The organism is Plantibacter sp. CFBP 8798, assembly GCF_014841195.1.
In the GTDB taxonomy this organism is placed as follows: Bacteria; Actinomycetota; Actinomycetes; order Actinomycetales; family Microbacteriaceae; genus Plantibacter; species Plantibacter auratus.
Map to the genome: position 1 here is coordinate 455,658 of NZ_JACYTS010000002.1, position 24,673 is coordinate 480,330.

20 protein-coding genes are annotated in these 24,673 nt (G+C 68.8%); 9 read left to right on the forward strand and 11 right to left on the reverse strand.

Annotated elements, in window-relative coordinates; genetic code table 11:
- The first annotated feature begins 131 nt into the window (after nucleotides 1–131).
- Together IFU30_RS09200 and IFU30_RS09205 are read left to right on the forward strand one after the other, a co-directional pair.
- A complete protein-coding gene (locus tag IFU30_RS09200; protein ID WP_192004995.1) occupies nucleotides 132–749 on the forward strand; it encodes a hypothetical protein in 618 nt (205 codons plus the stop codon).
- Between the two features lie 245 nt (nucleotides 750–994).
- Nucleotides 995–3,070: a cytochrome c oxidase assembly protein gene (locus IFU30_RS09205; protein ID WP_342450841.1), complete on the forward strand. Its 2,076-nt coding sequence runs from the start codon at nucleotides 995–997 to the stop codon at nucleotides 3,068–3,070.
- A gap of 94 nt (nucleotides 3,071–3,164) precedes the next feature.
- Here IFU30_RS09205 and IFU30_RS09210 read toward each other — a convergent pair whose 3' ends face one another.
- Entirely contained in the window at nucleotides 3,165–3,491 is a 327-nt protein-coding gene (locus tag IFU30_RS09210) for a hypothetical protein (RefSeq protein WP_192004996.1), read from the reverse strand.
- A gap of 104 nt (nucleotides 3,492–3,595) precedes the next feature.
- On the reverse strand, nucleotides 3,596–4,414 hold the full coding sequence (locus tag IFU30_RS09215; protein ID WP_192004997.1) for a helix-turn-helix domain-containing protein: 819 nt from the start codon (nucleotides 4,412–4,414) through the stop codon (nucleotides 3,596–3,598).
- A 111-nt stretch (nucleotides 4,415–4,525) separates the two neighbouring features.
- Between IFU30_RS09215 and IFU30_RS09220 the strand changes: the two genes are divergently transcribed.
- The 5 genes from IFU30_RS09220 (at nucleotide 4,526) to IFU30_RS09240 (ending at nucleotide 10,022) form a co-directional block, all read left to right on the forward strand.
- Nucleotides 4,526–5,593: an ABC transporter substrate-binding protein gene (locus IFU30_RS09220; RefSeq protein WP_197977472.1), complete on the forward strand. Its 1,068-nt coding sequence runs from the start codon at nucleotides 4,526–4,528 to the stop codon at nucleotides 5,591–5,593.
- Between the two features lie 7 nt (nucleotides 5,594–5,600).
- Nucleotides 5,601–6,608 carry an iron chelate uptake ABC transporter family permease subunit gene (locus tag IFU30_RS09225; RefSeq protein ID WP_192004998.1) on the forward strand — a complete coding sequence of 336 codons (1,008 nt, stop codon included), beginning with the start codon at nucleotides 5,601–5,603 and terminating at the stop codon, nucleotides 6,606–6,608.
- A complete protein-coding gene (locus IFU30_RS09230; RefSeq protein WP_192004999.1) occupies nucleotides 6,605–7,657 on the forward strand; it encodes an iron chelate uptake ABC transporter family permease subunit in 1,053 nt (350 codons plus the stop codon). Before IFU30_RS09225 ends, IFU30_RS09230 begins: the two co-directional genes overlap by 4 nt.
- Before the next feature lie 109 nt (nucleotides 7,658–7,766).
- Nucleotides 7,767–7,991, forward strand: coding sequence for a hypothetical protein (locus tag IFU30_RS09235; protein ID WP_079705792.1), 225 nt, complete (start codon nucleotides 7,767–7,769; stop codon nucleotides 7,989–7,991).
- Between the two features lie 129 nt (nucleotides 7,992–8,120).
- On the forward strand, nucleotides 8,121–10,022 hold the full coding sequence (locus tag IFU30_RS09240; protein WP_192005000.1) for an ABC transporter ATP-binding protein: 1,902 nt from the start codon (nucleotides 8,121–8,123) through the stop codon (nucleotides 10,020–10,022).
- A 36-nt stretch (nucleotides 10,023–10,058) separates the two neighbouring features.
- On the opposite strand, the gene IFU30_RS09245 is transcribed toward IFU30_RS09240, so the two are convergent.
- Complete coding sequence (locus IFU30_RS09245; RefSeq protein WP_192005001.1) at nucleotides 10,059–10,790, reverse strand: hypothetical protein; 732 nt, start codon at nucleotides 10,788–10,790, stop codon at nucleotides 10,059–10,061.
- Between the two features lie 178 nt (nucleotides 10,791–10,968).
- On the opposite strand from IFU30_RS09245, the gene IFU30_RS09250 reads away from it, so the two are divergent.
- On the forward strand, nucleotides 10,969–12,708 hold the full coding sequence (locus tag IFU30_RS09250) for a PHP domain-containing protein (protein WP_192005002.1): 1,740 nt from the start codon (nucleotides 10,969–10,971) through the stop codon (nucleotides 12,706–12,708).
- A gap of 52 nt (nucleotides 12,709–12,760) precedes the next feature.
- Here the strand turns inward: IFU30_RS09250 and IFU30_RS09255 are convergent, their stop codons facing one another.
- Entirely contained in the window at nucleotides 12,761–13,636 is an 876-nt protein-coding gene (locus IFU30_RS09255; RefSeq protein WP_192005003.1) for an MmyB family transcriptional regulator, read from the reverse strand.
- A gap of 86 nt (nucleotides 13,637–13,722) precedes the next feature.
- Between IFU30_RS09255 and IFU30_RS09260 the strand changes: the two genes are divergently transcribed.
- Nucleotides 13,723–14,598, forward strand: coding sequence for an aldo/keto reductase (locus IFU30_RS09260; protein ID WP_192005004.1), 876 nt, complete (start codon nucleotides 13,723–13,725; stop codon nucleotides 14,596–14,598).
- A gap of 165 nt (nucleotides 14,599–14,763) precedes the next feature.
- Here IFU30_RS09260 and IFU30_RS09265 read toward each other — a convergent pair whose 3' ends face one another.
- The 7 genes from IFU30_RS09265 to IFU30_RS09295 form a co-directional block, all read right to left on the reverse strand.
- Nucleotides 14,764–16,809, reverse strand: coding sequence for a beta-galactosidase (locus tag IFU30_RS09265; protein ID WP_192005005.1), 2,046 nt, complete (start codon nucleotides 16,807–16,809; stop codon nucleotides 14,764–14,766).
- Nucleotides 16,799–18,973: an alpha-galactosidase gene (locus IFU30_RS09270; RefSeq protein ID WP_192005006.1), complete on the reverse strand. Its 2,175-nt coding sequence runs from the start codon at nucleotides 18,971–18,973 to the stop codon at nucleotides 16,799–16,801. Before IFU30_RS09270 ends, IFU30_RS09265 begins: the two co-directional genes overlap by 11 nt.
- Complete coding sequence (locus IFU30_RS09275) at nucleotides 18,966–19,862, reverse strand: ABC transporter ATP-binding protein (RefSeq protein ID WP_192005007.1); 897 nt, start codon at nucleotides 19,860–19,862, stop codon at nucleotides 18,966–18,968. Before IFU30_RS09275 ends, IFU30_RS09270 begins: the two co-directional genes overlap by 8 nt.
- Complete coding sequence (locus IFU30_RS09280; RefSeq protein WP_192005008.1) at nucleotides 19,859–20,749, reverse strand: ABC transporter ATP-binding protein; 891 nt, start codon at nucleotides 20,747–20,749, stop codon at nucleotides 19,859–19,861. The genes IFU30_RS09275 and IFU30_RS09280 overlap by 4 nt, the downstream gene beginning before the upstream one ends.
- A complete protein-coding gene (locus IFU30_RS09285; RefSeq protein ID WP_192005009.1) occupies nucleotides 20,746–21,780 on the reverse strand; it encodes an ABC transporter permease in 1,035 nt (344 codons plus the stop codon). Before IFU30_RS09285 ends, IFU30_RS09280 begins: the two co-directional genes overlap by 4 nt.
- A gap of 64 nt (nucleotides 21,781–21,844) precedes the next feature.
- A complete protein-coding gene (locus IFU30_RS09290) occupies nucleotides 21,845–22,834 on the reverse strand; it encodes an ABC transporter permease subunit (protein ID WP_192005010.1) in 990 nt (329 codons plus the stop codon).
- A gap of 52 nt (nucleotides 22,835–22,886) precedes the next feature.
- On the reverse strand, nucleotides 22,887–24,590 hold the full coding sequence (locus IFU30_RS09295; RefSeq protein ID WP_192005011.1) for an ABC transporter substrate-binding protein: 1,704 nt from the start codon (nucleotides 24,588–24,590) through the stop codon (nucleotides 22,887–22,889).
- Between the last annotated feature and the right edge of the window lie 83 nt (nucleotides 24,591–24,673).

Sequence of the window (24,673 nt, forward strand, 5' to 3'; positions counted from 1 at the left end):
GGGACGCCGGAGTCTGCCATCAGCGCCGGACATGCGCGTCAGCATCACACTCAATCGAGCTGGCGCGGCACGCTGGCGGCACGGAACGGAGCAGACTCATGACGGCGGTGACGGTCTGCAACAATGGGCAGATGTCGTCCGCCCGCTCGACCCGCGCCCTTCGTGGTGTGGTCGCAGCGGCGTTCTCGATCTTCGTCGCGCTCCTGTCGCACGTCGCCGGCGGCGGGTCCATGCCCGGCGCCCTCGGCCTCGTCGTGCCACTCGTGTTCTCGACCCTCGTCTGCGTCCTGCTCGCGGGCAGGCGGCTGTCGATCGTCCGTCTGTCGGTCTCCGTCGCGGTGAGTCAGGTCCTGTTCCACACGCTCTTCGTCCTCGGCACCGCCCAGGGCACCACCTCGACGGCGACGCCGAGCGGACACCTCTCCCACGGATCACCGGTGATCCTCGACACGTCGTCGATGCCGATGACGCACGACGGCCACGCCGGTGCCGCCATGTGGTTCGCCCACCTCGTCGCCGGCCTCGTGACCATCGCCGCGCTGCACCGAGCCGAGACGCTGCTGTCGACGGCCGCAGCCATCACGGAGTTCGTCCTCGCACGGCTGGTGCCCGCGGTCCTCGCAGCCCTGGCCTCGCCGGTGCTGCCGGCCCGGGTGCTGCCGCAGCGCGATGGACCGGTCCTGCGCCCACTCGGTGTGTATCCGGAGACGACCGCCTTGCGCGGGCCTCCGGCGCTGTCCTTCCTCTGAGATCACGGCACGACCTCGCCGAGCTGCACGCTCGGTCGACGGTCACCGCTGCGTGCGCGTAGGACGCTTCCTCGACGACGACGCTCGAACCAGCGTCGTCCCGATGCGCCGCGCACCAGCGGAGTGCCACCATTTCCGCCGCTCGGTCCTGCCCCGGCGCCCGTTCGGGTGCGATCGCGGGCTCGCCGGGTGAGCTGTGCCGCAGGGTTCGTCCACTCGAGCCCGCGGGGAAGGAGCCACCTCCTGTGGCCGAAACAACCATTCCGTCGAACGCGCCCGAAGCCGATCCGAGCGGTCGGCGAGGCCAGTCGCCCGTCCTCGTGCCGATCCGTGCACCTGAAGCCGTCATGCTGGCCGCGTTGCCGGTGGCGGTCGTCGTGGCGCTCTCCGCGCTGCAATTCACCGGTGCGTTCACGACCGGCACGCTGCTGTCGGATCCGGGGGTGATCGTCACTCGCGGTCTGCCGGTCGCGAGGGTCGTCCACGATGCCGCCGCGTCGGTCACGATCGGCCTGCTCATCGCGGCGACCTTCCTGCTGCCAGGGCAGCGGATCCTCCCGGGGGTCGTCTCGTTCTCGCAGTCGAAGGCGATCCGCTGGGCCGCCTGGGCGGCCTCCATCTGGCTCGCGGCGGGGATCGCGGTGCTGGTGTTCACTGCGGCGAACTCCATCGGCGTGCCGGTGTCCTCACCGACGTTCGCGAAGACCTTCCTGTTCTACGCGACAGAGTTGGAGCTCGGGCAGACCCTGGTGTGCTCGCTCGCGTGCGTGCTGGTGGTGTTCTGCATCGTGCTCCTCGCCCGACGTCTGGCGTGGATCGCGGCTGCGAACGCGATCGCCGTCTTCGCGCTACTTCCGCTGTCCCTGTCGGGTCATGCTGCAGGCTCCGACGAGCACGGCAACGCGGTCAACTCGCTCGCGATCCACCTCATCGGCGTCACCGCCTGGGTCGGTGGTCTCGTGGCCGTGATCCTGCTCCGTCGGAAGGTCGGCGATCAGATCGGCGCGGTCGTCGCACGCTACTCGGTACTCGCCGGTTGGGCGTTCGGTGCGGTCGCCTTCTCGGGCGTCGTGAACGCCTCGCTGCGCCTCGCGGGCCCGATGGACCTCCTCACCCCGTATGGGCTGCTCCTGGTCGCGAAGACCGTCGCGCTCGTACTGCTCGGACTCGCCGGCGTGTGGCACCGACTCCGGCTCATCCCGCGGCTGCAGGCCGACCCAGGGAAGCGGTCGACGTTCATCCGGCTCGCGGTCATCGAGGTCGTCGTCATGGCGGTCACGATGGGCGTCTCGGTCGCGTTGTCGCGCAGCCAACCGCCGGTGTCGCAGGAGCCGGTCGCCGACGACGTCCGCCGCCGGCTCCTCGGGTTCGCCTACCCGCCGGAGGTGACCCCGCTGCGGATGTTCACCGAGTGGCATGTCGACTGGATGTGGGCCGGCCTCGCCGTGGTCGGTGCCGCCTGGTACCTGTGGGCGTTCCGTGCGCTCCGGCGACGCGGCGACGCCTGGCCCGTGGTCCGCCTGATCGCTTGGCTGGCCGGCTGCGCGGCGCTGTTGTACGCGACCAGCGGTGGCCTCGCCGTCTACGGGCAGATCCACTTCAGCACGCACATGCTGCAGCACATGGCGCTCATGATGATCGTGCCGCCGCTGCTCGTCCTGGGCGGCCCGATCCTCCTCGCGCTGCGAACCCTGCCGACTCGCACTGACGGAGGCCGAGGCCTCCGGGAGTGGATCCTCGCCGTCGTGCACTCGCGGTACCTGCGGCTGCTGTCGAAACCGGCCGTCGCAGGAGTGCTCTTCGCCGGGAGTCTGGTGGTGTTCTACTACACCGGTTGGTTCGAATCGGCGATGCTCGCCCATCAGGGTCACATCCTGATGACGGTGCACTTCCTCGCCACCGGGTACCTGTTCTTCTGGGTCCTCATCGGCATCGACCCGGGCCCGAACCGCCCGGCCTATCCGTTCCGGATCATCCTGCTGCTCGCGACACTCGCCTTCCACGCCTTCTTCGGACTCGCGATCATGTCCAGCGCCACCGTGCTCGCGGAAGGGTGGTGGACCGCGCTCGGCTACACGGACACCGCAGCGCTCCTCGCCGATCAAGCGGTCGGTGGCGGTATCGCGTGGAGCGTCGGCGAGATCCCCGCCGTCCTCGTCGCCCTCATCGTCGTCTCCCAGTGGGTGCGGAGTGACGAACGTGCCGCGAAACGCTACGACCGCCGAGCAGAACGCGACGGGGACGCAGAACTCACCGACTACAACGCCCGCCTCGCACGCATCAACGACCACGACCAGGCCTCACGAAAGGACCACCCGTGACCACACACGCACCGACCCGACGCGACGCCGACGGCCCACCCCCGGAGCCGATTGAACGCTGAGACGCCGTCGGGAGGGGTCGCGCTGGGCGGATTCAGGCGGTGACGACCGCCATGACGAGCAGCACGACGGTCGCCGCAAGCACTCCCAGGGACACGGCCCGCGTACGGCTCCGGTGCTTCGGCGGCAGAACCAGCGGCAGCGAGAGCGCCACGACCAGCCCGGCGAAGAGTGCGATCGGGGTGCCGAAGAGCAGGCTGTACCCGTGGAGCTCGCGGTCGTCCCAGCCGAACCGGCTCGACACCACCATCCAGATCGACAGCAGGAACACGATCGCGGCCGCGGCGGCGACGACACCGGCGATCACCCGGAGGACGAGACGTGTCCGAGTGGTCGCCCGCCGTGCGTGCGGGTGGGCCATACGGCCACCCTAGAGCGGAAGCCGAGGCGTCGGCCAGACCAACGGAGACGGTCGCTCTCCCCAGGTCGCATGAATCCGCATCCGTCATCGCATCCGTCATCGCATCAGTTGACCTCCGCCGAGCGGCTCCTCGCGGCGTAGACGGCGGGGGTCACGGAGAACCGGGTCCGGAACACCCCGATGAAGCTGCTCACCGACTCGTAGCCGACCGCGGGTGCGACGTCCTGCACTGCGGCACCCTGTCCGAGCATGCCCGCGGCAGCATGCAGGCGCACGCGGACCCGCCACTCGCGGAAGGTGCATCCCGTGCCGTTCACGAACGCCCGTCCGATCGTCTTCGAGCTGACGCCCGCCGCCGACGCCCAATCGTCGAGTCCGCGCGGGTCGGCGGGGTCCGCCATCAGGGCCGACGCGATGGCACGCGCACGCGGTTCACGGGGCATGGCCAACGCCTCATCGTCGCGAGCCGCAGCCGAGAGCAGGTCGATCAGGAGCGTCCAGCACCGCCATCGACGGCGCTCGGTCGGGTCGGCGTCGAGCAGGTGCGCCAGCAGCGCTCCCGAGAGGTCGTCGACCCGGACGGTCCGTGCACCGTTCCAACGGCCGCCCTGTGGGCGCAGTTCCGGGTCGGCGTAGACGCTGATGAGCTCTCCGGGTTCGCTGAAGCTCATCTCGTGCACCATCCCCGCGGGGATCCAAGCGAGGTGCTCTCGCCGCAGTCGCCGTCGATCGCCGAGGACCGACACCTCCATCGAGCCGGAGCTCATCCACGCGAGTTGGTCTTCGCGATGGGAGTGCTCGTCGAACCGTGTCGTCGCGTCGACCCGCGAGCGGGAAACCCGGAATTCCCCCGATGTCCTCTCGGCGGCATCCAGCGGGCCGACAAGCTTGATTCCGCCGTCCAAGTGATCGCGAACAGACATCCAGCTGTCTCCATTCGACAAGTCCTGTCCACTCAGCGCGATAGCGCAAAGCGATTAGGCAAGGCTAACCTGACTGTCGTCATCCCGCCAGCCGAACCGATGAAGGACCCCATGATCGTTCCGAAGCTCCACCGCGCCCCGAGCGCGCGGGCCGCTCGCCTCCTTGCCGCGATGAGCGCGCTCGCCCTCGTCGGAGTCGCACTCTCCGCCTGCTCGAGCGCCGCCTCGACGACCGCCGAGAACCCGAACTACACGACCGAGCCCAGCGACTCGTTCCCGGTGACGATCGAGCACGAGTACGGCGAGACGGTCATCCCGTCGGAACCGCAGCGGATCGTCGTGGTCGGCCTGACCGAGCAGGACATCCTCCTCGAACTGGGTGTCACACCGATCGCGACGACGGAATGGTACGGCGAACAGCCGTATGCGGTGTGGCCGTGGGCGACGAATCTCCTGGGCGATGCCGAGCCGACCGTCCTCAGCACGACCGACGGGTTCGAGTACGAGAAGATCGCGTCACTGCGGCCGGACCTGATCATCGGGACGAACGCCGGCATGACCGAGGAGAACTACGGGAAGTTCGCGGAGATCGCGCCGACCGTGACCAATGAGGAGGGCGCGGGGCTCTACTTCGCGGATTGGCGGGACCAGACCAGGATGGTCGCCCAGGCCGTGGGTCGCTCGGCGGAAGGCGAGGCGCTCATCACCGGCGTCGACGAGGCCTACGCGGCGGCGGCGGCAGCGCACCCGGAGTTCGCGGGCCTCACGGCGACCTTCTCGCAGGGTGGGCCGTGGGACGGCAACCTGTGGGTCTACCCCGACGGCCTCAACACCGACTTCCTGACGGATCTCGGGTTCACGATCACGCCCGGGTTGCAGCAGTACGTCCCGAGCGAGGGCGGACAGGCGCAGATCGCCGCGGAGAACGTCGGCGTCATCGATGCTGACGTGATCGTCTTCGCCACGGAGTCAGCGGATGCCGTCCAGGAGGTGCTGGGATTCGGCACCACCTCGAGCCTCGACGCCGTGACCGGCGGGCACGCGGTCTTCACCGACGGCGAGCTCGCTGGCGCGATCTACTTCCTCACCCCACTCAGCCAGAAGTACGTCCTCGAGCAGCTGGTGCCGCGCCTGGTGGACGCCGTCGCCGGCACAGCTCCGCAGAGCGTCGACGGCTGACCCGTCGGTGACCTCCCGCACCCCTCGCGGGCGCCGTTCGCTGGGGCTCGGGATCGCGGTCGCGGCACTCGCGACCGCGATCCTGCTCAGTGTCCTCGTGGGGTCCCACCCCGTCGGCCCGAGCGATGTCTGGCGGGCACTCACGAGGCCAGACGGCTCCGTCACCGATCTGGTCGTCCTCGATCTGCGGATCCCCCGAACCGTGGCCGGACTCGTCGTCGGTGTGGGGCTCGGCGTCTCGGGCGCTCTCATCCAGGGCCTCACCCGCAATCCGCTCGGCGATCCGGGCATCCTCGGCGTCGACGCGGGCGCGGCGCTCTTCGTCGCGATCGGTGTCCTGCTCGGCGCTCGCACACCTGTGCAGTACCTCCCGTTCGCGTTCCTGGGAGCCCTGATCGTGACCGCCCTGGTCTACCTGATCGGCTCGGCGGGACGTGGTGGCGCGGATCCTGTCCGGCTGACCCTCGCCGGCGTCGCCCTTGCCGCTGTGCTCAGCGGCATCACGACCGCAATGATGCTCCTCGATCCGGTCACGTTCAGGCAGCTCCGCGGCTGGAACGCCGGGTCCTTCGTTGAACGCGGCTTCGACGTCATCCTGCCCGCACTCCCCTTCGTCCTCGCGGGCGTCGTCATCGCGCTGTTCAGTGCGAGGTCGCTGAACGCCCTGGCGCTGGGCGAGGATCTCGCCTCCTCACTCGGCACGCGCCTCGTGCGCACGCGCGTGCTCGCCGTCGTGGCGATCACTCTGCTGGCGGGTGCGGCGACCGCGATCGCCGGACCGGTCGGCTTCGTGGGCCTCATGGTGCCCCACATCGCGCGCTGGATCGTCGGCCCCGACCAGCGGTGGATCGTGGCGTACTCGATCCTGATCGCGCCGGCCGTGCTGCTCACCTCCGACGTGATCGGTCGCGTGATCCTCTGGCCGAGTGACGTCCCGGTCGGGATCGTCACCGCGTTCATCGGTGCGCCCGTGCTGATCCACCTCGTGCGGCGCGCGAAGGCGAGCGCACTGTGACCGGGGTCGAGACGGGACCGCGCGCGGTCGTGTGGCGGCGGCGCTCGCTCTCCCTCCGTGTCCGGCTGCGCACGATCGTCGTGTGCGGGGTGTTCTGCGTGGTCCTCTTCACGCTGGCGCTGCTCGCGTTGTGTCTCGGCGACCTGCCACTGTCGGTCGACGAGGTGGCGTCGGCGTTCCTCGGAGGGCCAGGCCGTCTGGTGCAGACGGTGGTGCTCGAGTGGCGCCTCCCGCGGGTCCTCGCCGCGCTGCTCTTCGGAGGGGCCCTCGGACTCTCCGGCGCGATCTTCCAGTCGCTCACCCGCAACCCACTCGCGAGCCCCGACATCATCGGGCTCACCGCGGGATCGTACGCGGGCGGTCTCATCGTGATCATCGTGATCGGCGCGGGCGCCGGCTCGGCCGCTGTCGCGGGCGGTGCCATCGGTGGCGGGCTGATCGCCACGGCGCTGGTCTACCTCCTCAGCTACCGTCGAGGCGTCCAGGGCTTCCGTCTCATCGTCGTGGGCATCGGCGTCTCGGCCATGCTCGAAGCGTTCAGCTCCTACCTCGTACTGCGGGCGAAGCTCGAAGTCGCGATGCTCGCCACCGTTTGGGGTGCTGGCTCGCTGAACAGCGTCGGTTGGGCGCAGCTCGTCCCCGCCGCTGTCGTGATCATCGCCATCGCCATCGCCCTCGGTCCGCTCGGCGGATCACTCCGACAGCTCGAGCTCGGCGACGACGCGGCGAAGGCCCTCGGATCGCGGGTCGAACGTTCGCGGCTCGGTCTCGTGGCGTGCGCCGTCGCGCTCACGGCTGTCGTCACGGGCGCGGCCGGACCCATCGCGTTCGTCGCCCTCGCCGCCCCGCAGATCGCGCAGCGGATCACCCGCACCGCCGGCATCGCGCTGGTGCCGTCGGCTCTGCTCGGGGCGCTCGTGCTGCTGGCATCCGACATCGTCGCGCAGCACCTGCTGCCGACGTCACTGCCGGTGGGGGTCGTCACCGTGATCGTGGGTGGCGGTTACCTCGTCTGGCTCCTCGTCCACGAGATCCGGAGACGCTCGTGACCGTTCTGTCGTGAGGACCGGGGATACCCCCTCACCGCATCGATCGGCGGCCCTCTAGCCTGATGCCGAAGAGCCGACGCAGCCCACGCGACGGCGGAAACGAGACACGATGTCGCTCCCTCCCGCCCCCGATCCCACCCGGACCACGAAGCGCTTCATCCTCGCCGCCTTCAGCTTCGTCGCGCTGATGGCTTCCGGCGTCGGTGTAGTCGCCTGCTCGATCGGCCTCGCCGACACCGGCCACCCCGCCATGATCGTCGGGCTCGCCGGAAGCGTGCTCGGTATCGCCGCCGCCTTCGTCGTGATGTGGACGGCCCTGCGCGCCGAACGCTGACGACGCCAGAGCGTTCAGGTCGGGAACGGCGAGGCTGATACGCTCTCGCAGGTCTGCGTTCGCGTCGCCACCCGGGTCGTGACCGGGGTCGGGGACGTGCTCATGCGCAGCGGGGCGTGAGGAGTCGCAATGAGCATGGAGAGCGCGGCCTGGAGCTCGCTGTACAAGATCTCGACCGCCAAGGACGGCAAGCACGGCATCTCCCGTGAGTCCGTGCGGCGCATCATGACGTTCGCGGTGCCCTACCGGTCCAAGTTGCTGGTCTTCATCGCCCTCTCCGTCGCGGGAGCGTTCCTCGCAGTCGCGACGCCGGTGCTCGCCGGCCAGGTGGTCGACGTCATCGTCGCCCGGGGCGAGGTGGCCACGATCGTCCGCCTCGCCGTCGTGATCGCCCTCGTGGCCGTGGCCGACGCCGCCGTGTCGCTCGTGACGCGCTGGTATTCGGCGCGGATCGGCGAAGGCGTGATCCTGGACCTCCGCACGGCCGTCTTCAACCATGTGCAGCAGATGCCGATCGCGTTCTTCACCCGCACACGGACGGGCGCGCTCGTGAGCCGCCTCAACAACGACGTGATCGGCGCGCAGCAGGCCTTCAGCGGCACGCTGTCCGGCGTGATCACGAACCTCGTGGCCCTGATCCTCACGCTGATCGTCATGCTCAGCACGTCCTGGCTCGTGACGGTCCTCGCCGTGGTGATGCTCCCCATCTTCCTGGTACCCGCGCGCCGCATGGGTAGCCGTCTCGCCGCGCTGCGTCGCGAAGCCGCCGACCACAACTCGGCCATGAGCACGCAGATGACCGAACGGTTCTCAGCGCCCGGTGCCACGCTCGTCAAGCTGTTCGGTCGACCGGATCAGGAGGCTGAGGAGTTCCGCGTCCGTGCCGCCCGCGTCCGCGACATCGGTGTCCGGACGGCGATGCTGCAGTTCGTCTTCTTCACCGCGCTAATGCTCGTCTCCGCCCTCGCGCTCGCCCTCGTGTACGGCCTCGGCGGCTTCCTCGCACTCGCCGGGCAACTGGACACCGGTGAGGTGGTCACCCTGGCGCTCCTGCTCACCCGCCTCTACGCGCCGCTGACCGGCCTCGCGAACGCCCGGGTGGAGATCATGAGCGCGGTGGTCAGCTTCGAGCGCGTGTTCGAGGTGCTCGACCTCGAACCGCTCATCCGGGAGAAGCCCGACGCCGTCACCGTCCCCGAGGGTCCGGTGTCCGTCGAGTTCGACGACGTCCACTTCGCCTACCCGTCGGCGGACAAGGTGTCCCTCGCCTCTCTGGAAGAGGTCTCGACGCTGGACACCCGAGGCGGCGAGGAGGTGCTGCACGGCGTCTCCTTCCGGATCGAACCGGGGCAGACCGTCGCCCTCGTCGGCTCGTCAGGAGCGGGTAAGTCCACGATCGCGCAGCTGCTGTCGCGGCTGTATGACGTCGACGAGGGCGCCGTGCGTCTCGCGGGGACGGACGTCCGCGATGTCGCCTTCGCCTCCATGCGACACACCCTGGGCATGGTGACGCAGGACGGTCACCTGTTCCATGAGACCATCCGCTCCAATCTGCGCCTGGCGCGTCCGGATGCGTCCGAGGACGAGGTGTGGGACGCCGTCCGCCGCGCGCGGCTCGAACCGCTCATCCGGTCCCTGCCGGACCAGCTGGACACCATGGTGGGCGAGCGTGGCTACCGACTCTCCGGTGGGGAGCGCCAACGGATGACCATCGCACGACTGCTCCTCGCACAGCCGCGCGTCGTCATCCTCGATGAGGCGACAGCGGCACTGGACTCGACCTCGGAGGCGGCGGTGCAGGCGGCGCTCAGCGAGGCCCTCGAAGGCCGGACGGCGATGGTCATCGCGCACCGGCTCTCGACCATCCGCAGTGCGGACCTGATCCTCGTGGTCGAGGACGGCTCGATCGTGGAGCGGGGCACGCACGACGAGCTGCTGGCTTCCGGCGGGCGGTACGAAGAGTTGCATCGCACGCAGTTCGCCGTCCAGAAGAACCTGGCAGCGGATGAGGAGACCCCGAGCGGGACCTGACCGCGGTCTCCCCCTCGCAGCCTCCGGGCCGATGGGTTACCGGAAACGCCTGCGCAGGAGCAGGGCGGCTCCGCCCGCGAGCAGGCCGGCGGCGACGACGCCGGCCCCGCCGAGCTGCCAGCCCGTCAGCGCCAGGGCTCCGTCAGCGGAGGGTCGTGCTGCGGCCGACGGGCTCGGCGACGCGATCGCCCCTGCTCCAGGACCTCCCGAGGGCGGGCCAGCGGTCGGAGTGGCCGTCGGAGGGACCGGCTCGACCTGAGCGCCGGGCACCGACCAGGTTTCCGCGGCGAACGTGACGGGCAGGGTCGCCGCCGTGACCACCGACGACGGGATACCCGACTCGAGGACGAGGCACTCGAGCGCGAGGGTCGCATCTCCCTGTTCGACGCCGCCGTCCACGACCTCATCGAACGAGATGGCCATCGGCACCTCGACCGGCTGCCCGGCGGCCACCGTGACGGTCGGAGACGTGACGACGGTGACCCCTCCCGTCGTCACGGAGAGTCGGGCGGCGTCATCCGCATCGGCTGGGCAGCCCGCGGCGAGCACCGCGGAGCCGAACGACGGGACGGCGCGCGCGTCACCTGACGTGACCGCGGCGCCGGCGGTGTCGCGCAGCGTGAGCGGTACCGGTGCCGAGGCGGCGACGGCAGCACTGGCGCCGACGAGGCAGAGCACCGCGCTGGCGCTGAGCGCTGCAGTAACAAGCAGGGCGCGCCCTACGGCACGAAACGGAGAACGGTGGATGACGCGAACGGTGGAAGACATCGGGACCTTTGGTGGGTGCGGTGGGCCTCCGGGACGGGGATACCCGGCGACGCCAGGACTATCGCCGACGCAGGTGAATGGGTCGTAAACGCGGGGCGTCACTCATGGCACCGGCTGTTGGTCCGAGGTTCACCTCCGCTGCCTACGATCGGCGCGTCCGTCCGATGAAAGTGATGCCATGCCCTTCGATCCCCGCCTCGAGCAGCCCGCGCCAACTGGTGGCTCATCCTCCGTGCCCGAGGTGAAGCGGGGCGCATCGGCCCGGCCCGGCCTCTCCCGCCGGTCCTTCTTGGGGGCTTCCGTCGCTGCGACGGTCGCAGTGGGAGCGACCGCCCAGGGGCTCGGGAGCGCGGCTTCTGCCCAGGCCGCGCCGCTGCCGTCCGCGTCGGCAGTCGTCGACCCGGACGCGCTCTCCTGGCTGGTGTTCGACCACCACGTGCACTCGGTCTACTCGCACGACGCCAAGTACCCGATGACGACGATCCTCGACCAGGCGCAACGTTTCGCGGTCGACGCGATCGCCTTCACCGAGCACAGCAACAAGGGGCACGCCAACGTCGGCGGCGTGTTCAACGCGGCACGCGAGATCGACAGCGCGCGGGCGGCTCGCCCCGACATGCTCGTGCTCCAGGGGCTCGAGTGGTACATCCCAGGAGCCGAGCACGCGACCGTGCTGATCGCGCCCGGGCCCCAGACGACCCTCGTGCTGCGCCGCTTCGAGCTCGACCACGACGGCAAGCTCAACGGATGGGAGAAACCGCGCCCCGGCACCGAAGACGCCGCCGAGTGGCTCGTGCACGCGACCGACGGGATCGCCTGGCTCGGCGCCCAGAAACGTGCAGGCGTCATCGACGACGTGATCGTCCTGGCGAACCACCCGAGCCGCCTCGGCATCGACTCGCCCGGCGAGCTCCGTGCCTGGCAGGACGCCGACCCCGAGGTGTTCGTCGGCATGGAGGGCGCTCCCGGCGCCCAGGCCGGAGCGATCGCAGCGAACGCGACCGAACGCTCACGGCGTGGCGAGTACGAGAACACCCCCAGCGAGTTCTCGTTCCCCGGCTACCCCGCGGAGGCCTATCTGACGCACGGCGGCTTCGACTGGACCACGGCCGTCGTCGGCGGCGTATGGGACTCGCTCCTGAGCGAGGGAAGGCGCTGGTGGATCACCACGAACAGTGATCTGCACCTCAAGGAGTCCGACGCGACACGCGTCGGCGACTTCCCGACGGGGCCGGGCTGGGAAGCCGGGGCGACGCTCGCGAACTTCAACCGCGCCGGCCGTCGGCCCGACCCGATCGCCACGGCCACGCCCCAGAACGGCGCCGACTTCTGGCCGGGCGAGTTCAGTCGGACGCACGTCGGGGCCGTCGACCGGTCGTCCGTCTCCCTGCTCGACGCGATCCGCGCCGGCCGAGTCTGGGTCGACCACGGGCACCTCGTCGCCGGGCTCTCCGTCGTGCTCCGTGCCACCGACCAGCCGGAGACCGGCGTCACCTTGGGTGGGACCCTCACCGTCGAAAGCGGCACAGCCCTCGAGCTCGTGGTCGACGTCACGCCCACGACGACGCCGACCTCGCGGGGCACGACGCCGAGACTCGCACACCTCGACCTGATCCGCGGGCGCGTCACCGGGCCCGTCGCCGACCGTGACGAACAGCGCGCACCAGGCACCCGAGTCGTCGAGATGCTCGACGTCGCCGACCGCAGCGACTCCCCGTTCCGTGTCGTGGTGCCGCTCGAGCCGGCCACTGAGGACGGCTACGTCCGCCTTCGCGGTAGCGATGGCCAAGTGCACGGGGTCGGTCCGCTCGGCGCCGAGGTCGACCCGCGGGCACCCCAGCCGTACCCGGTCTCCCCAGCCGACCCCTGGGCCGACACCTGGCTGTACACGAATCCGATCTTCATCAGCGTGAGCTGAGCCGGGTCGGGCCCGGTCCGTGCCAGCGACCCGGATCCGTCCACACAGGTCGTCAGGTTGTCCTCGCATCAGTACGTCTGGAGTTCGTTTGGGTGGCCGCCCAGCTCGCGAGCAGTGCGAGCGCCTGTTCCGAGGATGAGTCCGGTTCCGCGCCGTAAGCGACGAGTGAGAGGCCATCGTCGGCGGTGAGGTCCATGGCTTCGAAGGTGAGTTCGATGTCGCCGATGACGGGGTGGTGGATGCGTTTCTTACCGGCGCGGTGGGCGTGGACGTCGTGCGCGGCCCAGCGGACCCGGAAGTATTCGCTCCGGGTGGACAGTTCGCCGATCAGATCGGTGAGCCGTTTGTCATAGGGCCGTCGGCCGGCTTCACCGCGAAGTGAGGCGACGAGGTCGGAAGCAAGGCGGTCCCAGTCGGGGTAGAAGTCTTTCGAGCGAGGGTCTAGGAACGTGAACCGCGCGGAGTTCGGCGTCCCGGCCGGGTCGATGAACATCGGTGCGTACAGTGCCCGTCCGAGCGTGTTGGTGGCGAGCATGTCGGATCGTCCGTTCCTGATGACGGCGGGGGCACCCATGCTGTCGAGGAGTCGTTGGATCGTCGGGCGGACCCGGTTCGCAGGTGTTCTTCGGCGTGCGACCGGGGAGGCGTTCGCGGCGTGAGCAAGATCGAGCAGGTGGGCGTGCTCGGCCTCGTCGAGTTGCAGGGCGCGTGACAGCGCTTCGAGGACGCTCTCGGAGACGCCGGCGAGGTTGCCGCGTTCGAGCCGGACGTAGTAGTCGACGCTGACACCGGAGAGCATCGCGACCTCCTCGCGGCGAAGCCCCGCGACGCGCCGCTGGCCGCCCAGGTCCGGGAGCCCAGCGTCGTGCGGCGTGAGTTTCGCACGTCGACTGGTCAGGAACTGCTGCACCTGCGCTGTGATGTCCACCCTGTAACGGTACGTCGCCGCGATCGCTCGTGGGAGGTACCGTCCTTAACTCCCACCCCGCTGGGCCGTGCTCGTAGCGTCGACGTATGGACACTTTCACTCTGAACAACGGCGTCGTCATCCCCGCTCTCGGGCTCGGCGTCTTCCAGACCCCGCCGGATGAGACCACCGCCGCGGTCACCGCCGCCCTGCAAGCCGGCTACCGCCACATCGACACCGCGGCCGCCTACGCGAACGAGCGCGGGGTCGGTGACGCGATCGCCTCATCCGGCCTCGACCGTTCCGAGGTCTTCATCGAGACGAAGATCTGGATCAGCGACTACGGCTACGACGAGACGTTGCACTCCTTCACCAAGAGCGCCGGCAAGTTGGGTGTCGAACAGCTCGACCTGGTCATCCTCCACCAGGCTCTCCCGAGCGAGTTCGAGCAGACCATCGGTGCGTACCGGGCCCTCGAACAGCTCCTCGCCGACGGCAAGGTCCGGGCGATCGGCGTGAGCAACTTCATGGTCGATCACCTGACCCGCCTCCTCGACGCGACGAGCGTCGTGCCCGCGGTCAACCAGATCGAGGTCCACCCGTACTTCCAGCAGCGCGAGGTCCACGCGTTCGGTACTGAGCACGGCATCCTCACCCAGGCGTGGTCACCGATCGGCGGCATCACGTCCTACCGCGACGCTCCGCGACGGAGCTTCGACGAACCCGTCATCCTCGGCATCGGTGAGCGGTACGGCAAGTCGGCCGCTCAGGTGATGCTCCGCTGGCACATCCAGCAGGGCCGCCAGGTCATCCCGAAGTCCACCAAGCCCGAGCGCATCGCGGAGAACCTCGACGTGTTCGACTTCGCCCTCACCGATGACGAGCTCGCGCAGATCGACGCCCTCGAGACCGGCGTCCGCGGCGGCCCCGAGCCCGAAGCAGTCACCCTCGGGGCCTTCGGCCGCGAGATCCCCGAGGCTTGACCCGATCTCGCGGTACCGGGCGAGAAGGCCGCGGTCCCGGGCGTGGGACGGTGGCTCCTTCGCGCTGGACGTCCGAGCCTTCGACCTCTCCGAGTGGGCCAGGGCGGCAGCCGTCATGTCGATCAACCGTGCCCTGTCCCCGGGCGCGGTCGTTGGCCCAGGCGATCAGACACCCTCCCGCAAGACGACGACGGAGCCTGGCGCGAGGACGACGCGACCGGTGTGCGTCATACCGGTCAGCAGATCGCGGCCGGACGTATCCGCCCACCCCTCCTCATCGCGGTGATTGATGAGGAAGAGGTAGGACCCGTCGGGCGATGACCGGCGCACCGCCTCGACACCGCTTGACACCTCGGCGACGGGAGCGATCGGAGTCTCCTCCAGGAGCTGGTCGATCAGTGCCCCCAGGCTCGGCGCATCGAGGTCGGCGGAAAGGTACCATGCCGTTCCGCGCCCCACCCGTCGACGTGTAATAGCAGGAAGTCCAGCGACCGCGCCGTCGGAGTAGCTGGAGACGACCTCGACCCCCGCCTCGGCGGCCGGGGTCTGCAGCACCTCCGTCCACCGGTTCGCCGTCCACCCGTTGTCGAGCGCGACGGTCTGCCCTTCCGCGAGCGGAGCGAACTCCTCCACCACCACACCGAGCAGGGACCGGAACGCGCCGGTGAACCCTCCCGGGCGCACGGTGTTCACCTCATCCACGACCCCGGAGAACCAGGTGACGAGGACGGTCCCTCCGTCCTCGACGAAGGCCTCGACGGCGCGCGCGTTGTCATCGGAGACGAGGAACAGCCCGGGGACGACCACGACCCGGTAGGAGGAGAGGTCCGTCCACGGGGCGACCACATCCGTGGTGATGGCCCGTTCGAAGAAGGCGTTGTGCATGGCACGAGCGGTCTCGGAAGCACCCATCCGATTGATGGGCTTGAGTCCGCTCCGCACCGCCCAGCCGGCTTCGTTGTCGTGCAGGATCGCGACGTCTGCCCGGGTGACGACGGTTCCGCGCACCTCGGCGAGCGCCGCGACGTCCTGGCCGAGCGAGACCACCCGTCTGAACGCCCGGCTGTCGGGGCCGGCATGGGGCAGCATGGCGGAGTGGAATTGTTCCGTCCCCGATTTGGAGGCGCGCCACTGGAAGAACATGACGCTGTCCGAGCCACGCGCCACGTGAGCCAGGGCGTGGCGCGCGAGTTCTCCGGGTTCCTTGGGCTGGTTGATCGAGTGCCAACTCGACCCTCCGGTCGCGTGCTCCATGAGCATCCACGGTCCGCCGCCGGACATGCCCCGCATCCGGTCGCCGCTGAACGCGAGGTCCTGGTGCCGGAGCGGGTCGGGGCCGTAGGTGTAATGGTCGTTCGCGATGACGTCCATCTCCACCGCCCAGCGCGTGTAGTCGACGACGTCCGGACCCAGCCCGACCATGAAGTTCGTGGTGACGGGTAGCTCGGGCGTGTGTCGGAGCAGTACCGCACGCTCGGCGCGATACTGCTCCAGGAGCTCGTCCGACGAGAACCGCTCGTAGTCGAGCAGCTGGCCCGGATTGTGCGCTGTGGCCCCGCTCGGGGTCGTGACCTCTTCGAACGAGGAGTAGCTGTTCCCCCAGAACGCCATGCCCCAGGCGTCGTTGAGCGTTTCGACGGTCGAGTACTTCGTCTCCACCCACTCGCGGAAACGGTTGTTCGACACCGCGCAATGACAACGCGCGTTCCCACCGCCCAGCTCGTTGCTGACGTGCCACATCCGGACCGCCGGGTGACCGGCGACGTGCGCGGCGAGTCGCTCGACGATGCGCACTGCGAACCGCCGGAAGACCTGTGACGACGGGCAGAAGCCGAGGCGGCCGCCGGGCGCGAGCGGGTGCCCGTGTTCGTCCTGCGGCAGGATCTCCGGGTGGAGACGGTGCAGCCACATCGGCACCGCGGCGGTCGGCGTCGCGAGGTCCACCGCGATCCCGTTCTCGTGCAGTAGGTCGAGCATCCGATCGATCCAGGTGAAGTCGAACACACCCTCCCGCGGCTCATGGACGACCCAGGAGAACACCCCGAGCGTCACGAGGTTGACGCCGGCCTCGCGCATCAACTCCATGTCCTCCAGGACGGTCTCCCACGGCCATTGCTCGGGACTGTAGTCGCCACCGAACGAGAGCGTCTCGGTGGGCCAGGCCGCGGTCATCGGTCGGCTGGGCTCGGTCGTCTCGGTGCTACTGGTCATGCCGGGCATCCTTCGTGGTGGTCGGTGATTCGGGTTCAGGGGTGAGGATGAGGACTCGGGCGGTGGGCGCCTTTGTCGAGACGGACACCGTCAGCTCTCCCGACCGTGCATCCCAGCGCCAGGTCCAGCCGTCGGTGTCGCTGGGGAAGAACGGGGCCGCGACGACCTCGCGTCCGCGGTAGTGCGGCACGGGGATCACGACGGTCTCCGGGGCGCTTGGTCGACGCCAGAGGCTGAGGAGTGCGCGCTCGTCGTTCCGAAGGCCCAGCGACACCCACGGGTCCTCCCAGCCGGGCAGCCCGAGCGGCCAGAACGGCGTCGATTGCTCGATGTCGACGAGCACCTCTTTGTGAGCTTCGACGGCCTCGCGTACGAGGGCGACCTCGCTCGGCGCCATCCGGTTGAGGTATCCGGAGAGGTACATGCGGCCGAGGATCCCGTTGACGAGGGCGAACACCATCGCCTCCCGGCCGGATCCGGTGAGCGGATAGGCCCAGTTCCCCGCTTGCTCGGGGAGCATCGACGCGGGCGCGGCAGCTGCGATCGTCGCATACATGACGGGGTCCTGCTGATCGGAGGTCGACTGGAGGTGCAGGCGGGAGAGCATCGCCGAGTCCATCCGCATCGCGCCGGAGGCACAGCTCTCGATGAGCAGCGACGGGTGACGCTCCTGCACGTCGTCGAGCAGACCGAGCAGCGCCCGGTTGTGCTCCAGGAGCCCTGCGCCGGGAGCCAGACCTCCCGCGTCGGTGCCGGGACCGGTCATGGTGTTGGAGTCCATCTTGATGAAGCCGATACCGTAGTCGGCGACGAGGCGGTCGATGACACCGTCCACGTGCGCGCGGGCGGCCGGGTCACGCAGGTCGAGCAGGTGTCGGCCGTGCTCGGCGATGCGGATGCCCCCACGGGAGAAGAAGGCCGACTCCGGGAGTGCGCGTCCCGAGGACGCGAGCGCGAGCGGCGAGCGGACGCCGATCACCTCGGGCTCCAACCAGAGTCCTGCGACCATGCCGCGTGAGCGGATGTGATCGATGACCTCCTCGATGCCGCCGGGGAACCGGCTCGCGGCCGGCAGCCACTCGCCGACCGTGTCCCACCAGTGGCCCTCGGCGTACCAGCCGGCGTCGATGCAGAACAGGTCTGCTCCGGCATCGGCCGCTGCGTCGACGAGTGGCAGGAGCTTCTCGGTGGTCGGATCGCCCATGAGCGTGTTCATGTAGTCGTTGAAGACGATGGGGAGTGCGTGGTCCGCCTCACGCAGGTGGCGCGTCGCGCGTCGTTGCCAGGTCAGCGCGCCGAGCACCTCGTCGACGCCTCCGTCGGCGAAGGCGACCGATGCCGGCACGGAGGCGAACTGCTCCCCCGACGCGAGTCGGACACTCCACTGGTTGTCCTGATCCGTCGGGCCGGTCAGCAGCAGATAGGCACCGTGACGCGTCTCGCCGATCTCGTATCCCCACGGCCCGTTGTGCTCGACCTGCCAGGCGAGTGCATACTCGCCGGCAGTCGCGAGGAGCACCGCGGTCGGCGCTTGCTCGCCAGTCGACCAGGACCCGCGGTTCGCGACGTGGATGCGGCTGCGGGGCGGCTGATGCTGCACATCACGGTCGATGCGGGCGAGTCCGATGTCCCGGAGGGGCTTCGTCGTCCAGCGGCTCTCAGCGACCCAGTCGTTCGCCGCCGCGGCGAGGACGAAGCCGTCGACCTCGGGGGCCGCGGTGAGGAAGGCCCCGGTGACGAACGTGGAGACGAAATCGAGGACGACCGGCTCTCCTGCGGTGACCTCCGTCCACGTGCGGAATGCGCTGACTCCCGGCGACAGCTCGAAGACGCTCGTGACGCTGAGTCCCGTGTCCACGTCCCACTGCTCGATCCGCAGTGTGTGGTCGTCACGCGTGTGCGACCGATATCGCAGGCGTGCCCCGATGACCGTGTCGACGTGTCGGAAACTGCCTGGGAACCGCCCGTGGCCGAAACCGGAGACCTCCACGAGCGGCTGCCGAAGCGCCTTCGCGAGGATCGGGACGGCACGGTCGGCGCCGCCGCGCGACCCGATGCCGACGAGAGCGACCGGTTCGTCAGGACCCAACGCGAACGCCAGTTCCAGCGCCTCGTTCGCCCACCGGAGCAGGTGCTCCTCATCCGTGTCGTGCCGCTCAGACACGCGCCGGCGTCCGGTCCGCGGATTCCCAGGAAGCGGTGTGGTGGTTGTAGCAGACGGAGTTGTCGAGCAGCGCCCGGTCCGGTGCCGTCTCGCTCGACACGACCTTGCCGACCTTCTCGGGGTCGGGTGCCGCGAGCGCGAGCAGCTTCGTGTAGTCATGCTGGGGGTTGAGTATGACGTCGTCCGCCGGACCCCGCTCGACGACCCGTCCGTGGTACAGCACCAGGATTTCGTCCGAGAAGTGCCGTGCGGTCGCGAGGTCGTGCGTGATGTACAGGACGGCGAGGTCGTCCTCGCGCTGGAGTCGCCCCATCAGGTTCAGCACCCCGAGGCGGATCGACACGTCGAGCATCGACACCGGCTCGTCGGCGATGAGCACCTGTGCGCCCGGAGCGAGCGCACGGGCGATGGCCACGCGCTGCCGCTGTCCACCCGAGAGCTCGTGCGGGCGGCGTGCCGCCATGTCCTCGGCCGGAGTCAGGTTCACCCGTTCCAGCATCGTCAGCACCTGCTCGTGCACGGCCCCCGCTCCGGACGCTCGGCGATGGATCCGGATCGGCCGTGCGATGTGGTGCTCGATCGTGTGGAAGGGGTTGAGCGAGGCGAACGGGTCTTGGAACACCATCTGCACGTGACGTCGGTAGAGCGAACGGGGCACCGTCGCGCCGTCGTCGAGCGTCACCTCGATCTTCCCGGATGTCGGGCGTTCCAGACGCGCGAGCATGCGAGCGATGGTCGACTTCCCCGAACCCGACTCCCCCACCAGGGCGACGGTCCGACCGGGCACGAGGTCGAAGGACACCCGGTCGACCGCTCGGAACGCCGTCCGCTTCAGCCCCTGCTTGATGGTGAAGTCCTTCGTGAGGTCCGAGACGCGGATCGTCGTCATGACGCGTCCTCCTGTTCTTCGTCGATACCGGTCCGGATGAAGGCGCCGCGCGAGCCGCTGAGGCTCGGGAAGGATTGGAGGAGCCGACGTGTGTACGGGTGCTCCGGCTCGCGATAGATCTGATCCGCGGTGCCCAGCTCGACGATCTCGCCCTCGAGCATGATCGCGATACGATCGCTGATCTCGAGGAGTAACGGAAGGTCGTGCGTGATGAAGATCACCGCGAAGTCGAGTTCGTCGCGCAACCGCACGATCTCACGCAGGATGTCGCGCTGCACGACCACGTCGAGCGCGGTCGTCGGCTCGTCCATGATCATGACCTGCGGTTCGAGGAGCATCGCCATGGCGATCATGACGCGCTGGCGCATCCCACCCGAGAGCTCGTGCGGGTACGAACTCAGTCGAGCCCGGTCGACGCCGACCCGCTCGAGGACGTCGCCCGCCCGTTGGACGCGTTCCTTCCTCGACAGTTGGGGACGGTGCGTGACCAGGACATCGCACAACTGCGCCCGTACGTTCGTCACCGGGTTCAACGCGTTCATCGCCCCCTGGAACACCATCGACAGCTTCGTCCAGCGGAAGCTCCGCAGCTCCTCGTCCTCAAGGGCGAGGAGGTCGACATCACTGCCGTCGCGGTCGTGGAAGGTGATGCTGCCGGAGGAGATCCGAGCCGGCGGCTTGTGCAGGCGGTTGATGGCATAGGCGAGCGTGGTCTTCCCGCAGCCGGACTCACCCGCGAGTCCGAGGATCTCACCGGGGGCGAGGGACAGGGTCGCGTGCTTGACCGCCGTCACCGGGCGTTCGACCTCGTACACGACCGAGAGGTCGTCGATGGTCACGACAGCCGGTCTGGTCGACCGCTTGGATGGGGCGTCGAGGAGCGTCATGCGCGTGCCTTCCTGTCGGATCCCGAGTCGGCGGCGTCGTGCCTCGCCGTCGCGCGCTCCAGCCGCGCGGCCACCTTGGCGCGCTTCCGGTGCAACCGGACGTTCTTGAGCTTGGGGTTGATGATCTCGTCGATGGAGAAGTTGATGAGCGAGAGTCCCATGCCGAACAGGGCGATGATGAGACCGGGCGGACCGAACCACCACCATGCACCGAGCGGGAGGGCGAACCCGTTCTGCGCGTAGAACAGCATCGTGCCGAGGGTCGAGGAGTTCGACGCACCGAGGCCGAGGAACGACAGCCCGGCCTCACCGAGGATCGCGGCGATGACGGCGAACACGAACTGGGACGCGAGCACCGGCAGCAGGTTCGGCAGGATCTCGACCGCGATGACGCGACCGGCCCGTTCTCCGGCGACTCGGGAGGCCGCGACGTAGTCACGACTTCGGATGGAGAGGGTCTGCGCCCGGAGCACGCGACTGGACGCTGCCCAGCCGGTGATCGCGAGTACAACTGCGATGGTCCAGAGGCCACGCTGCTCCGGTGGGACGAAGCCGGAGATCACGATGACGAGCGGCAGACCCGGGATCACGAGGAACACGTTCGAGAAGAGCGAGAACGCTTCGTCGGTGAAGCCACCGATGTAGGCGCCGAGGATGCCGAAGAACGCGGACAGGATCGTCGCGAGCACGCCGACGATGAGTCCGATCTGCAGCGAGCCGGCTGTCGCATAGGCGAGCTGCGCGAACACGTCCTGCCCGGTCTGCGTCGTCCCCATGAGATGCTCGGCGCTCGGCGGCTGCAGACCGTCGTCGCGGATGATCGTCGGGTCACCGACCAGCAGGGGCCCGACGAGCCCGAAGAGCGCGATGCCTCCGACGAGTACGAGTCCCACGGCGAGCCACGGCGTCATGGTCGGCAACATCATGCGCCAGGCCGATCGCGGCTTCTTCCCTCGCTCGGCGGCGGCGGTCGCGAGGGCCCGTGTCGCGTCGGGCACGTTGGGTTCGGTCCGAGGAGCGAGATTCGTCATCGGTTGGGTCCTTCCAGAACGATCGGCTTCGCCGACGATGAGACGCGGATCGTGCGCCCGGGCATCAGACGCTCACCCGGGTGCGTGGATCGATGAGGCCGTAGAAGAGGTCCACGATGAGGTTCGCCCCGAGGACAGCGAGGGTGATGTAGAGGAAGATGCCCTGCATGAGCGCGTAGTCGTTGTTCGTGACCGCCGAGAGGAGTTTCGACCCGATACCCGGATAGGAGAACACCTGCTCGGTCACGATCGACCCGGACACGACGAACCCGAGCGAGATCGCGAAGCCGGCGACCGACGGCAGGACCGCGTTGCGCGCTGCGTAGTTGCGGAGGATTCGGCCCTGGCTGAGCCCCTTCGCCTGAGCGGTGAGGATGTAGTCCTCGGAGAGCGTCGAGACCATCATGTTGCGCATCCCGAGCAGCCAGCCCCCGAGTGATGCGATGACGATGGTGAGCGCCGGAAGGAACCCGTATTGGACGGCCGAGGCGATGAACTCCCACGAGAAGCCGGGATCGAGGACCACGTCGTAGCCGCCCTGGAAGGGGAAGAGTTTGAGCGTCGTCGCGAACACGTAGACGAGGATGAGCGCCAGCCAGAAGTACGGCACCGCTGCCAGCAGCGTGGTCGCCGGTACGAGCGAGTCGAGCCAGGTGCCCGGCTTCCATCCCACGATCGCGCCGAGGGAGACGCCGATGATCGTCGCGAGCACGGTCGAGATGCCGACCAGCACGATGGTCCACGGGAGCGAGGTGCTGATCACCTCGGTGACCGGCGTCGGGAAGTAACTGACCGAGACGCCGAGGTCGCCTCGGAAGACGTTGACGAGGTAGTTCCAGTACTGGAGGGGCAGCGGGTCGGAGGAATCGCCGCCGAGAAGGAGCTCGTATGCCTTGCGTGTGTCGGGGGTGACGATGCCGCCCCGTTGCTGCAGCTTGGCGAGCAGGATGTCGACCGGGTTGCCGGGCAACAGCCTCGGGATCAGGAAGTTGAGGGTCAGTGCCGCCCAGAGGGCGACGAGGTAGAACCCCAGTTTGCGGACGAAGTAGTTCACGACGTCCCTCCCGTATGCGCCGTTGCGCGCTCCTTCTCAGCGGCGATCATCGTCACTTCCCCGTCGGCTTCAGCGACTTGAAGATCTCCGCATTGTCCGGAGATGCCCAGATCGCGGGGAACGCGTAGAGGTTGTCGAGCGTGGGCCAGCCGGTGAACTTCTCACTGTGGAACTCGCTGGTCGTGCCACCGGTCATGATCGGGATGTACGGCATGTCCGCGACGATCTTCGCCTGGATGATGTCGAACTGCGCCTGACGCGCCGCGGTGTCGGTCGGGTTGGTCGCTTTCAGGACGGCCAGCGCGGCGTCGACCTCGGGGTCGCTGAACCGGGCGATGTTCTGCGGCGCGATGTCACCGACCGGTGCCGTGAACGCGGAGTTGAAGTACTTGTCGTACAGGTAGTACGGGTCGGAAGCGGCGCCCTGGCCGAGGGAGTCGATCGCGAGCTGGTAGTTGCCCTTCCCCTTCTTGTCCGTCCACTCGTTCCACGAGGACTGCGCCACCTTGAGCTCGATGCCGGCCGCCTTGAGCTGCTGCGACATGGTGTCGATGGCGGTGATGTAGTCAGTCCAGCCGGTGACGACCTCGACGGTCAGCGAGAGCTTCGCGCCGTCCTTGGCGTAGATCCCGTCGGAACCCTTCGCCCAGCCCGCGCCCTCCAGGAGACTGGCGGACTTCGCCGTGTCCGGGGTGTTCGGAGCGACGGGCTCTGCGATCGCCGGGGAGATCAGGTCCTGCTGGGTGGTGGTCAGCGCGAAGGTCGGCGAGATGTCGCTCGCGGTGTTCTGGAAGGCGAGCGAGTTCATCTGGTCGCGGTTCAGCGCCGCGTAGATCGCCTGCCTGACAGCCGGATCGGTCTGCGGACCGACGCAGCCGAGCGCGGTGCTCGAGCAGGTGAGCAGTGCCATCTGGTTCTGCGGGATCGTGATCGCCTCGTACCCGGGGTATGTGGTCGACACGTTCTCGATGTCCGGCACCGGGCCGGTCTGCCAGTCGATGGACCCTGCCGCGAGCGCGTCGGCGCCCGCGGTGTTGCCGGACAGCGACAGGTAGCGGACTGCCTTCACGGCCGGCTCACCGTCCCAGTACTTCGGGTTCGCGACGAGGGTGAACGCCTGAGCTTTGAAGTTTCCGAGGGTGTAGGGGCCGGTTCCGACCGGCTTCTCCATGACGTCGGTCGTCGGATCGGTGTCCTTCCAGATGTGCTCCGGAACGATCGGGGTGCGCCCGAGGAGCGTCGGGCCGCTGACGAAGGCCGGGTGGTCCCAGGTGAACACGACGTGCGTGTCGTCGGTCGCCTCGACGGTCCCGTCGAAGCCACCGGTGTTGATCGACGGGGTCTTCAGCAGGAGCTCGAAGGTGAAGGCGACGTCCTTGGCGGTGAACGGCTTGCCGTCGGACCAGGTCACACCGTCGCGCACGGTGACCGAGAGCTGTGTGCCGTCGTCGTTCCAGGTGTACTCGGTGCCGAGGAGCGGCTTGTAGGGATCGGTGTTGACGTTGGTCACGAAGAAGAGCGACTCGTAGATGGTTCCGATGCCGCCGATCTGCGACGGGGAGTACGGGTTGAAGTTGATCTGGTAGTCGCCCGACTGGCCGGTGTATGCGACGAGCGTGTCGGACGCGGAGGCCGAACCGCTTGATCCGCTCGACGGTGAGCAACCGGAGAGGAGGAGCGCTGCCGCGGCGGCCGCGACGGCACCCACGACCCAGGTGCGGCGACGGGGCCGGGAGCCCGTGGTACTGAGGAACATCGTTGATCCTTTCCCAGGGCGTTGACCGCGGGATGCAGTCGACGCCGACTTCGTGATCGGGCTGGATATTTTCACCCGACGCG

Bases quoted from the DNA above. Each gene is read 5' to 3' on its own strand.
- IFU30_RS09200 (WP_192004995.1), top strand. From the start codon at position 132: ATGTCGTCCGCCCGCTCGACCCGCGCCCTTCGTGGTGTGGTCGCAGCG.
- IFU30_RS09245 (WP_192005001.1), bottom strand. From the start codon at position 10,790: ATGTCTTCCACCGTTCGCGTCATCCACCGTTCTCCGTTTCGTGCCGTA.
- IFU30_RS09215 (WP_192004997.1), bottom strand. From the start codon at position 4,414: ATGTCTGTTCGCGATCACTTGGACGGCGGAATCAAGCTTGTCGGCCCG.
- IFU30_RS09265 (WP_192005005.1), bottom strand. From the start codon at position 16,809: ATGACCAGTAGCACCGAGACGACCGAGCCCAGCCGACCGATGACCGCG.
- IFU30_RS09280 (WP_192005008.1), bottom strand. From the start codon at position 20,749: ATGACGCTCCTCGACGCCCCATCCAAGCGGTCGACCAGACCGGCTGTC.
- IFU30_RS09295 (WP_192005011.1), bottom strand. From the start codon at position 24,590: ATGTTCCTCAGTACCACGGGCTCCCGGCCCCGTCGCCGCACCTGGGTC.
- IFU30_RS09260 (WP_192005004.1), top strand. From the start codon at position 13,723: ATGGACACTTTCACTCTGAACAACGGCGTCGTCATCCCCGCTCTCGGG.
- IFU30_RS09210 (WP_192004996.1), bottom strand. From the start codon at position 3,491: ATGGCCCACCCGCACGCACGGCGGGCGACCACTCGGACACGTCTCGTC.
- IFU30_RS09275 (WP_192005007.1), bottom strand. From the start codon at position 19,862: ATGACGACGATCCGCGTCTCGGACCTCACGAAGGACTTCACCATCAAG.
- IFU30_RS09235 (WP_079705792.1), top strand. From the start codon at position 7,767: ATGTCGCTCCCTCCCGCCCCCGATCCCACCCGGACCACGAAGCGCTTC.
- IFU30_RS09250 (WP_192005002.1), top strand. From the start codon at position 10,969: ATGCCCTTCGATCCCCGCCTCGAGCAGCCCGCGCCAACTGGTGGCTCA.
- IFU30_RS09240 (WP_192005000.1), top strand. From the start codon at position 8,121: ATGAGCATGGAGAGCGCGGCCTGGAGCTCGCTGTACAAGATCTCGACC.
- IFU30_RS09220 (WP_197977472.1), top strand. From the start codon at position 4,526: ATGATCGTTCCGAAGCTCCACCGCGCCCCGAGCGCGCGGGCCGCTCGC.
- IFU30_RS09285 (WP_192005009.1), bottom strand. From the start codon at position 21,780: ATGACGAATCTCGCTCCTCGGACCGAACCCAACGTGCCCGACGCGACA.